Source organism: Arthrobacter senegalensis, assembly GCF_059091765.1.
The window spans coordinates 350,077-363,965 of sequence record NZ_JBNHGZ010000001.1 but is presented as its reverse complement, the minus strand read 5'-3'; the positions used below and the strand labels follow the sequence as shown (position 1 = coordinate 363,965).

Sequence of the window (13,889 nt, the reverse complement as noted above, 5' to 3'; positions counted from 1 at the left end):
AGCCTCCCCCAATAAGTGGATTTAGATCAGGCCCCAACCCCATACGCGGCACCTGCATCCCGCACTCTCCAAAGGTTATTGCACGCGCCCGCGCTTGAGCTAGGGGCTGTCAGGGGCCGTCTTGGCGGAACGGAGGATTCCCCGCCATGGCGTAGGCTGGGAGGACCATGGCTGAGATCGACTTTCCCGCTGAAATCCGCGCTTTGCGCGCCACGTACGAATCCATTGAAGCCGTCTCCGACGCGGAGGCGATCCGCAAAGATATTGCCGAGCTGAGCGAGCAGGCGGGCGTGCCGGATCTGTGGGACGACCCGGCCGCGGCGCAAAAAATCACCTCCAGGCTCTCGCACCGCCAGAGCGAACTGGAACGGCTGGAGAAACTGGCGGCACGGATCGACGATCTGGAAGTCCTGGTCGAACTGGGCCAGGAGGACGCCGGCGACGCGGACTCCATGGCCGAGGCGGCCAGCGAACTGACCTCGCTCAAGAAGGCGCTCTCCGAACTCGAAGTCGTCACGCTGCTCTCCGGTGAGTACGACGAGCGCGAGGCCGTGGTGACCATCCGCTCCGGCGCCGGCGGCGTCGATGCCGCCGACTTCGCCGAGATGCTGATGCGCATGTACCTGCGCTGGGCCGAACGCCATGGCTACCCGACCCAGGTGCTGGACACCTCCTACGCCGAAGAGGCCGGACTGAAGTCGGCCACGTTCGAGGTCAAGGCACCCTATGCCTTCGGCACCCTCTCGGTGGAGGCCGGCACCCACCGCCTGGTGCGGATCAGCCCCTTCGACAACCAGGGCCGGCGCCAGACCTCCTTCGCCGCCGTCGAGGTCATCCCGCTGATCGAGCAGACGGACTCGATCGACATCCCGGACAACGAGATCAAGGTGGACGTGTTCCGCTCGTCCGGTCCGGGCGGGCAGTCGGTGAACACCACCGACTCCGCCGTGCGGCTGACCCACATCCCCACCGGGATCGTCGTCTCGATGCAGAACGAAAAGTCCCAGATCCAGAACCGTGCTGCCGCGCTGCGCGTGCTGCAGTCCCGGCTGTTGCTGCTGCAGAAGGAGCAGCAGGACGCCGAGAAGAAGGCGCTCGCCGGCGACGTCAAGGCGTCCTGGGGCGACCAGATGCGCTCCTACGTGTTGAACCCGTACCAGATGGTCAAGGACCTGCGCACCGAACACGAAGTCGGAAACACGGGGGCGGTGCTCGACGGCGAAATCGACGACTTCATCGACGCCGGCATCCGCTGGCGCGCCAACAACCGCAACGCGGAAAACTAGCCAGCAACTGCCTGTCGCGCGAAGCCCGGCCGCTCCACCAGGAGCGGCCGGGCTTTTGTCGTCTAGGCGTGCGCCTGTACCTGACCATCAGGGGCCTGCAACCGAATCGTGACCTTCGCGGCCCGGCCCGACTGTTGACACCTCTGTGAGCCACACCATAGATTTGCCGTAATCTGAATCACCTTTCAGGTTGGGGGACCTGACCATCAGGTTCAGACAGTTCCAGAGTTACTCCTCAAGAGATTTTTCAACGAAAGGCATCGGAGTGAAGGCAACGAAGAAGTTCCTGATGGCCGCGGCGCTGGTCACCGGACTGACCGTGAGCGCGTGCGCGCCGACCGCCGGCGGCGACACCGCCGGAGCGGCCGGCGAGGAAGGCAACGCCCCCGAGAGCATCAACGTGGGCATCGTCTATTCCGAATCCGGCCCGCTGGCCGCCTACGGCGCGGCCTACTACCAGGGTCTCCAGGCCGGCATCGACTACGCCACCGAGGGCACCGGCGAGGTCAACGGCACCAAGCTCAACCTGACCTACCACGACGACGGCGGTGACCCCGACAAGGCGGTCAACGTCGCCAAGGACCTGATCGGCAAGGATTACAAGATCCTGGCCGGCACAGTGGTCTCCGGCATCGCGCTGAAGCTCGCGGAGCAGGCCGCGCAGAACAAGGTGCTCTACATCTCCGGCCCCGCCGCCACGGACGCGCTGCAGGGCATCAACGACTACACCTTCCGCTCCGGCCGCCAGAGCCTGCAGGACGTCGCAACCGCGGGCACTTTCGTGGACGACCTCAAGGGCAAGAAGGTCGTGGTGTTCGGTCAGGACAACGCGTTCGGCCAGGGCAACCTCGCCGCCGTCGAAGCCGTCCTCGGCGAGCAGGGCGCCGAAGTCGATGACGTGCTGGTACCCGAAGACGCCACCGAGTTCACGCCGTTCGCCCGCCAGCTGATCGACGCCAAGCCGGATCTGGTCTTTGTTGCCTGGGCCGGCGCCACGTCGGGATCCATGTGGCAGGCACTGAGCCAGCAGGGCGCGTTCGACGCCGCCCCGATCGTGACCGGCCTGGGCGACGCCGCCACCTTCGGCGCCTACGGCAAGGCCTCGGACAAGATCAGCTTCCTGAACCACTACTTCCCGGGAGCAGCCGGCAACGACGTGGAGAAGGCCATGATCGAAAGCGTTGAAGCCGAAGGCAAGAAGGCCGACCTCTTCACCCCGGACGGCTTCGTCGCCGGCCAGATGATCGTGCAGGCGGTCAAGGAGGGCGGCAACGACGTCGACGCCATGGTCGAGGCGCTGGAGGGCTACAGCTTCGAAGGTCCCAAGGGCGAGACCACCATCCGTGCCTCCGACCACGCGCTGCTGCAGGAGATGTACCAGGCCAAGCTGGTGGAGAAGGACGGCGAGTGGGTGCCTGAGCTGATCAAGGCCATTCCGGCCGACACGGTGGCTCCGCCGGAAGCCAAGTAACCGCAGCACAAGCACAGGCAGGCCCGCACTGCTGCAGTACCGGGGCGCCGCCGACCTACCCGGCGGCGGCGCCCCGGCCCGCGGACCGGGTCCTCGACCGGACAGAAAGTGACATGATGACCTCCCCAGCTCAGCCCGCGCTCACGGTGCAGGGCCTCGGCCTGCAGATCGGCGGCGCCCGCATCCTCGAGGATGTCGGATTCTCCGTCGCGACCGGAGAGATGGTCGGCGTGATCGGACCGAACGGTGCCGGCAAGACCACCTTGTTCAACCTCATCTCCGGCGTCCTGAAGCCGACGGCCGGTTCCATCACGCTCGACGGCAAGGACGTCACGTCGGCCTCGATCCACAGCCGCGCCCGCGCCGGCCTGGGCCGGACATTCCAGACCTCCAGCCTGTTCCCGCGGCTCAGCGTGCTGGAAAACGTCCGGCTCGCGGCCCAGGCAGCCCTCGGCGGAAGCGTCACGGTGTTCCGGTTTCCCTCGCGGACGGATTCCGCGACCGCCGCCGCGAAGCAGAACGTGGCCGAGGTCGGGCTGGAGGACAAGCTGCACACCGCGGCCGGAGACCTCGCCCACGGCGACAAGCGCAAGGTGGAGATCGCCATGCTCCTGGCCGGCAACCCCTCGGTCATCCTGCTTGACGAACCGATGGCCGGAGTTGCCTCCGGCGACGTGCCGGGGCTGAGCGCCATCATCCGGCGGATGCACCGCGACCGCGGCTGCACGGTGATGATGGTCGAGCACCACATGGACGTGGTCCTCGGACTGGTCGACCGCGTGGCGGTCATGCACCACGGCAAGCTGCTGGCCATCGACACCCCGGACGCGGTGATGGCCAATCCCACCGTCCAGAGCGCCTACCTGGGAGAACCCGTATGAGCCAGCACCCGGAACGCCGCGCGGCCGAGCCGCAGGACGCTGCCCCGCCCATTGCGACGACGACCACCGCAACCGCCACGGCCACGTCGCAGGCCGCGGCACGGCCGGACCGCCACGCCCGCCCGGTGCTGGAGGTCGCGGGGCTCAGCGCGCACATCGCAGGCCAGCAGGTGGTGGAGAACGTCAGCTTCTCCGTGCCTCCCACCGGCATCACCGCCCTGCTGGGCCGCAACGGCGTGGGCAAGACCAGCACCATCAAGGCGATCATCGGCCTGATCTCCCGCAGCGGCAGCGTGACGCTGGACGGCACGCGGATCGATAAGGAAGCGACCTACAAGATCATCCGCCGCGGCGTGGGCTACGTCCCGGAGGACCGCGAGGTCTTCTCCAAGCTGACCGTGGCGGAGAACCTGCGGCTGGCCGAACGGGACTCCTCCCCGCGCCGGCAGCTGGTGGAGGAACTCTTTCCCGACCTGCTCAAGCGCGCCTCGCAGATGGCCGGGACGCTCTCCGGCGGGCAGCAGCAGATGGTCTCGCTGGCGCGTGCGCTGCTGAATGAGAACAAGCTGCTGCTGATCGACGAGCCGACCAAGGGCCTGGCGCCCAAGATCGTGCAGGAAGTCTCCGAGACGCTGGAGCGGGCCGCCGCAACGGTGCCGATCCTGTTGGTGGAGCAGAACCTGCAGGTGGTCCGCCAACTGGCCGCCGGCGCGGTGGTGCTGTCCGGCGGGCGGGTGGTCCACACCACCGACAGCGCGCTGGATTTCCTGGACAACGAAGACCTGACCCAGCGGCTGCTGGGCGTCCACGCCGAAGGCGGGCACGACGACGAGGCCGCCCCCGCCGCCGGCGCACACGGCCGGGACACGGCCCCCGCCGCCGTATCCCTTTCCGAGACCGGCACCGACCCGAACGGGGTGCACAAGTGAGTACCATCGTCCTGCTGACCGTCACCGGTCTGGGCCTGGGCGCGCTCTACTTCCTGGTGGCCTCCGGGCTGAGCCTGATCTACGGGCTGATGGGCGTGCTGAACTTCGCGCACGGCTCCTTCCTGACCCTGGGCGCATTCGCCGGCTGGGAAGTGGCCCGCCGCGCCGGCGCCGACAACTGGTGGACCTTCCTCGGCTCCCTCCTGGTGGGCGCCGTCGTGGGGGCCCTGTTCGCCGCCTTCACCGAGTTCGTGCTCATCCGCAAGCTGTACGAGCGGCACATCGAACAGGTCCTGGTCACCGTCGGCCTCTCGCTGGCATCGGTCGCGCTGTTCGACGGGATCTGGGGCACCGACCCGGTCTATATCTCCGGACCCGAATGGTTCAGCCAGACCACCAGAATCCTCGGCGCCGACATCGCGAACGATCGCTTCGTGGCCATCATCGCGGCGGTGTTCGTGCTGCTGGGCCTGGTGTTCTTCCTCAAGCGCACCCGCTACGGCATGATCATCCGCGCCGGCGTGGAAAGCCGCTCCATGGTCACCGCGCTGGGCATCGACGTCCGCAAGGCGTTCACGCTGGTCTTCGCCATCGGCGGCGCCGCGGCCGGCCTGGGCGGGGTGCTGGCCAGCCACTACTTCGGCTACGTCTCGCCGCTGCTGGGCGGATCGCTGCTGATCTTCGCCTTCATCGTCACCGTGATCGGCGGCCTGGGTTCGCTCACCGGCGCGGCCATCGCGTCGGTGGTGGTGGCGCTGCTGCAGCAGTTCGCGAACTTCTACCTCAACGGCACCGGGGATTTCGTCGTCGTCGTGGCCCTGGCCCTTGTCCTGCTCTTCCGGCCCTCCGGCCTGCTCGGGAGGAAATCATGACCACCAGCAAGACCGACCCGCAATCGGACGCGCAGCCGAATCCTGCCGCCGCAACCGCCGGGCACACCGAGACCCCGGGCGCCGCCGACGCAAAGACGCTGCGGCGCGGACGGACCGGCAGGAACGACGGCGGGGCTGCTGCCGGCGGGGCCCGCGGGCTGCTCAAGTGGGCCGCCGGGGGAGTGGCCGTGGTGCTGCTGGCCCTGCTGCCGCTGCTGAACCTGTCCCTGCCGGGCGTGCTGCCCGGGCCCACCTACACCCCGGGTTCGCTGCAGCTGATCGCCATGTGCATGCTGATGGCCGCCGCGGCGCTCAGCTACCACCTGCTGCTCGGTGTCACCGGCCTGCTGTCCTTCGGCCATGCGCTGTACTTCGGCGCCGGGGTCTACGGCCTCGGCGTCATCCTGGACACGTTCGACATCCCGTTGCTGCCGGCCATGGGCCTGACGCTGCTGCTGGTCATCGTGCTGGCCCACGTGGTCGGAGCGGTCGGCCTGCGCGTCACGGGCATCCCGTTCGCCATGGTCACCCTGGCCTTCGCGGAGGCCGGCCACGTGCTGGTGGGCCGCAACCCGGGCCAGGCCACCGGCGGCGAAGAGGGCCTGACCCTGGCCACGGAGAACCTGCCCGAGGCCCTGCTGGGCGTGGCCAACACCCGCAACCTGTACTGGCTGGCGCTGATCGTGCTGCTGGTGGTCTTCGCCGTCGTCAGCTGGGTGCAGTTCAGCCGCGCCGGCCACGTGGCCGCGGCCGTGCGTGAGAACGAGCTGCGCGTGCGGGTCATCGGGCTGCAGCCCTACCTGGTCAAGCTGCTGGTGTTCGTGGTCGGCGGGGTGCTGGCCTCGGCGGTCGGTATGGTCTACCTGCTGCTGCAGTCCGGTGCCGTCCCGCGCAGCCTCTCGGCCGACTTCACCATCACCCTGCTGGTCATGGTGGTGCTCGGCGGCGTGGGCTCGCGCTGGGGAGCGGTCATCGGCGGCGTCTTCTACACCCTGCTGGACCAGCGGCTGACGGCGCTGGCGCAGTCGGAGGCCATCGCCAACCTGCCGGACATCCTGCGGATCCCGCTCTCGGAGCCGCTGTTCATCCTCGGTACACTGTTCATCCTGGTGGTCCTGTTCCTGCCCGGCGGCATCACCGGCGCGGTGCAGCGGGCCACCCTCAGCCGCGGCCAGCGCCGCCGGGCAGCCGCCCGGCAGCGCGACATCCTGGAGAAAGCCGAGTGAACCTGCAGCCCCATCCGCCCGCCGGCGGTCTCCATACCCTTGGCCGCTGGACCGCCGACCGCGCGGTGTCCACCCCCGACCGGGTGGCGATCGACGACCGCGGGGTCAGCCTGCGCTATCGCGACCTCGATGCCCGGGCCGTCGCCCTGGCCGCGGGCCTTCGCGCCGCCGGCTACGGGGTGGGGGACCGGATCGCCACGCTGACCGGCAACTCCGCCGACCACGTGGTGCTGTTCTTCGCCTGCGCCAAGGCCGGCCTCGTGCTGGTCCCGCTGTCCTGGCGGCTGTCTCCCGGGGAGATCGCCGAGCAGCTACAGCTGGCGGACCCGGCGCTGCTGCTGGTGGAGGATGAGTTCGACGCGCTGGCCGCCGCTGCCGCCACGATGCTCCCGCTGCCGCCGCGCACGGCGGCGCTGGGGCCCTCCGGAGTGGAGCGGCACGTGCCCGGCCCCACCCGTCGGCTGGACAGCGGCGGGGCGCCCGTGCAGCGGGACGTGCGCGACGACGATGCCCTCCTGATGATCTTCACGTCCGGTACCGAGGGGCCGAGCAAGGCCGCCATCCTCACGCACGCCAACTGCTTCTGGACCAACCTCTCGCTGTCGCGGACCATGGAGCTCTCCAGCTCCGACGTGGTGCTGGCCGCGCTGCCGCAGTTCCATGTGGGCGGCTGGAACATCCAGCCGCTGCTGGCCTGGTGGACCGGCGCCACGGTGGTGCTGGAACGCACGTTCGACGCCGGCCGGATGCTGCAGCTGATCGCCGAACGCAGGGTCACCACCATGATGGGCGTCCCCACCCAGTACGCCCTGCTGGCCGAGCACCCCGGCTTCGCGTCCGCCGACCTGTCCAGCCTGCAGCACGCGATTGTCGGCGGGGCGTCGATGCCCGCGCCGCTGCTGCGGATCTGGCACAAGCGGGGCGTGGCCCTGAGCCAGGGCTACGGTTTGACCGAGGCCTCGCCCAACGTGCTCTGCCTGCCCAACGAAGACGCGGCCTCCATGATCGGTTACGCGGGCAAGCCCTACCCGCACGTCAGCGTGGCGGTGGCGGACCCGGCCACCGGCGGGATCCTGGACGGCGTGGCCACCGGTGAGCTGCTGGTCTCGGGACCGGGCGTGTTCGCCGGCTACTTCCGGAACCCGGAGGCCACCGCGGCGGCGCTCGCCGGCGGCTGGCTGCGCACCGGCGACCTGGTCGAACGCACCGCGGACGGCTTCTTCCGGATCGTGGACCGGATCAAGGACCTCTACATCTCCGGCGGCGAGAACGTGGCCCCGGCCCAGGTGGAGCAGGTCCTGCTCTCGCATCCCGCGGTGGCCGAGGCCGCCGTCGTCGGGGTTCCCGACGAACGCTGGGGCGAGACCGGGCTGGCCTACGTGGTGGTCCGGCCGGGCCGGATCACCGACGCCGAGGAACTGGCCGAGCACTGCCGGGCGCAGCTGGCCGCCTTCAAGGTCCCCGGCCGGTTCGCCTTCGTGCCGGCGCTGCCGCGCACCGCACTGAACAAGGTGGTCCGGGGGAGGCTGCGGGAGGCCGCCGTCCGCCCCGGCCGCCACCCGCTGACCGCAGGATCGGAGCAGGAATCATGAGCGCTGCACCACGCACCGCCCGGGGCACCCGGACGCGGGCCAAGTTGCTGGAGGCGGCCGAAGCGGTGTTTGCGTCGGTGGGCTACCACGAGGCCTCGATCGTCAAGATCACCGAGCAGGCCGACGTCGGGCTGGGCACCTTCTACCTTTATTTCGAGGGCAAGCAGGCCGTCTTCGACGAGGTCGTCGAGGACCTCAACCGGCGGGTGCGCCACGCGATGACCGAGGCGGCCAAGTCGGCGGAGAACCGGCTGGAGGCCGAGCGGGCCGGGTTCAAGGCGTTCTTCCGCTTCACCGCCGAACACCCCGCGCTCTACCGGATCATCCGGCAGGCGGAGTTTGTGTCGCCCGGCGCCCTGCGGATGCACTACACGCGCATTGTCAACGGCTACATTGAGGGACTGAAGGCGGCGCAGGCCACCGGCGAGGTCCGTCCGATGGACCCAAACGTCGCGGCGTGGGCGCTGATGGGCATCGGCGAACTGATCGGCATGCGCTGGGTGCTCTGGGAGGACGACGACGGTGCGCAGCCCGTCCCGCGGGAAGTGCCCGACCACGTATTCGAAGAGATGATGCAGTTCATTGAGCGGGCGCTGGCGCCCGGACAGCAGACGACGGAAGGACCCACCCATGGCTGAGAAGACTCTGACGGGCCGCAGCGCCATGGTGACCGGCGGGGCCAGCGGCATCGGCGAGGCCTGCGCACGGGCCCTGGCCGACCGAGGCGCGAAGGTCACCGTGGCCGACCTGGACGGCGCGGCCGCCGAACGGGTGGCGCAGGAGATCGGCGGGGTCCCGTGGCAGGTGGACCTCAGCGACACCCGGGCGCTGGAAACGGCGGCGGTGGACACCGACATCCTGGTCAACAACGCCGGGATACAGCGGATCAACCCCATCGAGGAGTTCGACCCGGAGGCCTTCCGGCTGATGCTTCGCCTGATGCTCGAATCCCCGTTCCTGCTGATCCGCGCGGCGCTGCCGGGCATGTACCAGCGCGGCTTCGGCCGGATCATCAACGTCTCCTCCGTGCACGGGCTGCGGGCGTCCGCCTACAAATCCGCGTACGTCTCCGCCAAGCACGGGCTGGAGGGCCTCTCAAAGGTCACCGCGCTGGAGGGCGGCGCGCACGGGGTGACCAGCAACTGCATCAATCCCGGGTACGTGAAGACGCCGCTGGTCGAGAAGCAGATTGCCGACCAGGCCCGGATGCACCAGCTGCCGCCGGAAGAAGTGGTCGCGAAGGTGATGCTCACCGAGAGCGCCGTCAAGCGCCTGGTCGAGCCGCACGAAGTGGCTTCGCTGGTGTGCTGGCTCGCGGGGCCCGACGCCGGCATGGTCACCGGCGCCTCCTACACGATGGACGGCGGATGGTCCAGCCGATGAACGCCGAACCCGCAGCCCTGCCCTATGCCGCCCGGGACGTGCCGGTCCGCGGCGGCACCCTGCGCACCGGCGTGTGGGGACCCCGGGACGCCGAGGCGCCGGCGATCCTGGCCGTGCACGGCGTGACCGCCTCGCACCGCACCTGGGGCCTGCTGGCGCAGGAGCTCGACGGCGTGCGGGTGATCGCCCCGGATCTGCGCGGCCGCGGGCGCAGCAACGCGCTGCCCGGCCCGTTCGGCATGGCCGCGCACGCCGACGACCTCGCGGAGGTGCTCGCGGCGCACGGCGTCGGCCGGGCCGTCGTCGTCGGCCATTCCATGGGGGCGTTCGCCTCCGTGGTGCTGGCCCGGCGCCACCCGCGGCTGGTGGAGTCCCTGGTGCTCGTCGACGGCGGCCTGCCGCTGCAGGTGCCGGCCGGGCTCAGCGACGAGGAGGTCATCCAGTCGGTGCTCGGCCCGGCCGCCGAACGGCTGGCCGCGACGTTCCCCAGCCGGGAGGCCTACCGGGACTTCTGGCGGGTGCACCCGGCCTTCGCCGAGCATTGGAACGCGCTGGTGGAGGACTACGTGGACTACGACCTCGCCGGTGAGCCGCCGCTGTTGCGGCCGGCGACGAATTACGAGGCGATGGCCCGCGACACCGCCGACCTGAACAGCGGCGCCGTCCTGATGGACGCGCTGAAATCACTCGCTGTTCCAGCGGTGCTGCTGCGGGCCCCGCGCGGCCTGCTGAACGAAGACGCGGGCCTGTACACGCCCGGATACGTGGACGGCTGGGCGCACCGGCTGCCGGCGCTGCGGGTGCGCGAGGTCGCCGGAACCAACCACTACACCATCGTCATGGACCGCCCGGGCGCGGCAGCGGTGGCCGATGCGGTGCGCGACGCCATGGCCGGCCGGGCAGCTGGACGGGCCGCGGGCCAGGGGCCGGTCCGGTGAAACGACACACCGAACAAGCTGCAGGATAAACTCAAGACTGCGTGCCTATAGTCGAGAGGCTGAGGTTTCTTCCCCCAAGCACAAGCCCTCGTCCTCGGCCTGAGGCACAAAGTAGTCATGATTCGATTCGATAACGTCACGAAGATCTACGACCAGAACTCTCGTCCGGCCCTGGACAAGATCAGTCTGGAGATCGACCGCGGCGACTTCGCGTTCCTGGTCGGCTCGTCCGGGTCCGGGAAATCCACGTTCATCCGCCTGGTTTTGAAAGAAGACCGCGCCACCCGCGGCTCGGTCTACGTCGCCGGCCAGAACGTGGCCAACATTCCCAGCTGGCGCGTGCCCAAACTGCGCCGCGGCATCGGCGTGGTGTTCCAGGATTTCCGGCTGCTGCCCAACAAGACCGTCTTCGCCAACGTGGCGTTCGCCATGCAGGTGATCGGACGCAGCCGCGCGGTAATCCGCGAGACAGTGCCCGAAGTGCTCAAGACCGTGGGCCTGGAGGGCAAAGACCACCGCATGCCGCACGAGCTCTCCGGCGGCGAGCAGCAGCGCGTCGCCATCGCCCGCGCCGTCGTGAACAAGCCCGGGATCCTGCTGGCCGACGAACCCACCGGCAACCTGGATCCGACCACCTCGCTGGGGATCATGAAGGTGCTGGACCGGATCAACCAGAACGGCACCACCGTGGTGATGGCCACGCACGACAACGTGATCGTGAACGAAATGCGCAAGCGTGTAATCGAGCTGCGCGACGGCGTGCTGGTGCGCGACCAGTCCGAAGGCATCTACCTGGGCGAACCGGAGGAGGCCAAATGAGGCTGGCTTTTATCCTCGGTGAAATCGGTTCCGGCCTGCGCCGCAACCTGTCCATGGTGGTCTCCGTGGTGCTGGTGACCTTCATTTCGCTCAGCTTCGTGGGCGCGGCCGGCATGCTGCAGATGCAGATCAACCAGATGAAGGGCTACTGGTACGACAAGGTCCAGGTGGCCATCTTCCTGTGCGTCGACACCTCGACGACGGCCAGCTGCGCGGCCGGCCCCGTGACGGACGAGCAGCGTGCGGAAATCGAGGCCACGCTGACCAGTCCGGCCGTGGAACAGTACGTGGACACCTACCTGTACGAGTCGCAGGACGATGCCCTGGGCCACTTCCGCGACCAGTTCGCGAACTCGCCGATCGTGGACTCGGTGACGGCCGACCAGCTGCCGGAGTCCTTCCGCGTCTCGCTGGTGGATCCGCAGAAGTACGAGGTCATCAACGAGATCTTCTCCTCGCTGCCCGGCGTCGAAGTAGTCGTGGACCAGCGCGAGATCCTGGAAAAGGTCTTCAGCGTCATGAACATCGCCTCGCTCGTGGCGGTGGGCATCGCCGTCGTCATGATTGTCTGCGCCATCCTGCTGATCGCCACTACCATCAGGCTGTCCGCCTTCAGCCGGCGCCGGGAAACCGGCATCATGCGCCTGGTCGGTGCCTCCAAGGCCGTGATCCAGCTGCCGTTCGTGCTGGAAGGGGTGATCGCCGCCGTGCTCGGGGCGCTGCTGGCCTCGGTCACCCTGTGGGCCGTGGCGCACTTCTTCATCGGCGGCTGGCTGGCCAGCCAATACCCCGACACGGCCTTCATTTCCTCCAGCACCATGCTGGTGATAGGTCCCGCGCTGGTGCTGCTGGGCGCCGTCCTGGCCGGAATATCGTCCCTTTTGACCCTGCGCCGCTACCTTAAGGTCTAGACTCATGAAACGTGCACAGAACTTGACATTGGGGAGCCAGGCTGTGAGCCGTACTAAGCCGCGGAAGAAATGCCTTCCGCAAGGGATTTTGAGTGCCGCCATGGCCGCCCTGCTCGCGTTCTCGCTGGGCTCCGCCGGCCCCGCCCAGGCAGACGACCTCGACGACCGCAAGGCCGCCCTCGACCAGGAAATCCAGCAGATCGAATCGTCGCTGGAGTTCCTCAACGCCGACATCGTCGAGGCGGTCAAGGAGCTGAAGCAGCACCAGAGCCGGCTGCCGGCGGCGCAGCAAAAGCTCTCCGAGGCCGAGGGCAGGGTGGACGCCGCCGCCAACAAGGTGGCCGCACTGGCGCAGCGCGTGGACCTGGCGCTGCAGACCAAGGACAAGATCAACCAGCAACTGGCCAGCGATGCCGAGGAGCTGGAGGAAACCAAGAAGGTCATCGGCCAGATTGCCACCCAGGCCTACAAGCAGGGCGGGGTGCCGTCCAACCTCTCGCTGTTTTTCGGTTCCGACGGCGACGCCAACCTGGCCAGCACCATCGACCTGGCGGACCAAGCGCTGCGCAGCCAGAACGCGGCACTGGACAAGCTGGCCCAGCAGAACGCCACGAATGTGAACTCCCGGGCGCGGCTGGAGGCCGTGGAGGAGGAGATCCGGGACCTGAAGGCGCAGGCCGAGGAGGCGCTGGCGGCCGAACAGGTCGCCCGCGACGAGGCGGCCGCCGAAAAGCAGAAGGTCGACCAGCTGATCGCCGAGACCTCGGCGCTGTCGGACAGCCTGCAGGCCAAGAAGCCGCAGATCGAGCAGGAGCTGGCCAAGACCGAGCAGGCCCAGAACCAGGTGCTCTCGCAGATCAAGGAGCGGCAGGAACGGCTCCGCCGCGAGGCGGCGGAGAAGGCCCGGCGCGAGGCCGAGGAGCGGCGCAAGGCCCAGGAGGCCTGGGAGCGGGAACAGGCCCGGATCAAGGCGGCACAGCAGGCGGCGCGCAACAGCGGCCAGCCGGTGCCGCAGCTGGTCCCGAGGGTGCCGCCGCCCCCTCCGGCCAGCCAGGCGCCGTCGTCCTTCGGCCTGATCAACCCGGTGAACGGGCCCATCACGTCCGGCTACGGCTGGCGGCCCACTCCGGCGGGCACGATGGACTTCTACGGCACCGGCGGCTACATGCACAGCGGGATCGACTACGGTTCCGCCTGCGGCACGCCGATCTACGCGCCGGCGGCGGGCACCGTGGCGCGCGCGGACAGCACGGTCTGGGGCGGCGGCAACAGCGTGACGATGAGCCACGGCGTGGTCGGCGGCAACGCGCTGGACACCAACTTCTACCACATGACCCGCTACGTGGTGTACGCCGGCCAGAGCGTCGGCCGCGGTCAGCTGATCGGCTATGTGGGCAGCACCGGCAACTCCACCGGCTGCCACCTGCACTTCGAAACCATCGTCAACGGCAGCTTCGTCAATCCGATGAACCTGCTCTAGGTTTCGGCGGCGGCACCCGGCGTGCTGCGGCTTATCCGGCCGTGACGCCGCGGCGGCTTATGCGGCGGTAACACCGCGGCGGCGCTCCTGCCGTGGCGCCG

General features: G+C 68.9%; 13 protein-coding genes. All 13 read left to right on the top strand.

Annotated elements, in window-relative coordinates:
• Nucleotides 1-167: 167 nt before the first annotated feature.
• Nucleotides 168-1,286, top strand: a complete 1,119-nt coding sequence (gene prfB, locus AC5RVG_RS01670) for a peptide chain release factor 2 (RefSeq protein WP_494000189.1) — start codon at nt 168-170, stop codon at nt 1,284-1,286.
• 265 nt (nt 1,287-1,551) lie between these two features.
• Nucleotides 1,552-2,757: a substrate-binding domain-containing protein gene (locus AC5RVG_RS01665; protein ID WP_494012475.1), complete on the top strand. Its 1,206-nt coding sequence runs from the start codon at nt 1,552-1,554 to the stop codon at nt 2,755-2,757.
• Between the two features lie 116 nt (nt 2,758-2,873).
• On the top strand, nt 2,874-3,638 hold the full coding sequence (locus AC5RVG_RS01660) for an ABC transporter ATP-binding protein (RefSeq protein ID WP_494000187.1): 765 nt from the start codon (nt 2,874-2,876) through the stop codon (nt 3,636-3,638).
• A gap of 50 nt (nt 3,639-3,688) precedes the next feature.
• Nucleotides 3,689-4,567, top strand: a complete 879-nt coding sequence (locus tag AC5RVG_RS01655) for an ABC transporter ATP-binding protein (protein ID WP_494012992.1) — start codon at nt 3,689-3,691, stop codon at nt 4,565-4,567.
• Entirely contained in the window at nt 4,564-5,439 is an 876-nt protein-coding gene (locus AC5RVG_RS01650; RefSeq protein WP_494000186.1) for a branched-chain amino acid ABC transporter permease, read from the top strand. Before AC5RVG_RS01655 ends, AC5RVG_RS01650 begins: the two co-directional genes overlap by 4 nt.
• Entirely contained in the window at nt 5,436-6,665 is a 1,230-nt protein-coding gene (locus tag AC5RVG_RS01645) for a branched-chain amino acid ABC transporter permease (protein ID WP_494012474.1), read from the top strand. The genes AC5RVG_RS01650 and AC5RVG_RS01645 overlap by 4 nt, the downstream gene beginning before the upstream one ends.
• Nucleotides 6,662-8,257, top strand: a complete 1,596-nt coding sequence (locus AC5RVG_RS01640) for a class I adenylate-forming enzyme family protein (RefSeq protein ID WP_494012473.1) — start codon at nt 6,662-6,664, stop codon at nt 8,255-8,257. Before AC5RVG_RS01645 ends, AC5RVG_RS01640 begins: the two co-directional genes overlap by 4 nt.
• Nucleotides 8,254-8,895: a TetR/AcrR family transcriptional regulator gene (locus tag AC5RVG_RS01635; RefSeq protein ID WP_493979076.1), complete on the top strand. Its 642-nt coding sequence runs from the start codon at nt 8,254-8,256 to the stop codon at nt 8,893-8,895. Before AC5RVG_RS01640 ends, AC5RVG_RS01635 begins: the two co-directional genes overlap by 4 nt.
• Complete coding sequence (locus tag AC5RVG_RS01630; RefSeq protein ID WP_494012472.1) at nt 8,888-9,640, top strand: 3-hydroxybutyrate dehydrogenase; 753 nt, start codon at nt 8,888-8,890, stop codon at nt 9,638-9,640. The genes AC5RVG_RS01635 and AC5RVG_RS01630 overlap by 8 nt, the downstream gene beginning before the upstream one ends.
• Nucleotides 9,637-10,578, top strand: a complete 942-nt coding sequence (locus AC5RVG_RS01625; protein WP_494012471.1) for an alpha/beta hydrolase — start codon at nt 9,637-9,639, stop codon at nt 10,576-10,578. The genes AC5RVG_RS01630 and AC5RVG_RS01625 overlap by 4 nt, the downstream gene beginning before the upstream one ends.
• 117 nt (nt 10,579-10,695) lie before the next feature.
• Nucleotides 10,696-11,397, top strand: coding sequence for a cell division ATP-binding protein FtsE (gene ftsE / locus AC5RVG_RS01620; protein ID WP_493979073.1), 702 nt, complete (start codon nt 10,696-10,698; stop codon nt 11,395-11,397).
• Nucleotides 11,394-12,308: a permease-like cell division protein FtsX gene (gene ftsX / locus AC5RVG_RS01615; RefSeq protein WP_493979072.1), complete on the top strand. Its 915-nt coding sequence runs from the start codon at nt 11,394-11,396 to the stop codon at nt 12,306-12,308. Before ftsE ends, ftsX begins: the two co-directional genes overlap by 4 nt.
• Before the next feature lie 100 nt (nt 12,309-12,408).
• Nucleotides 12,409-13,788 carry a peptidoglycan DD-metalloendopeptidase family protein gene (locus AC5RVG_RS01610; RefSeq protein ID WP_494000181.1) on the top strand — a complete coding sequence of 460 codons (1,380 nt, stop codon included), beginning with the start codon at nt 12,409-12,411 and terminating at the stop codon, nt 13,786-13,788.
• Nucleotides 13,789-13,889: the final 101 nt, after the last annotated feature.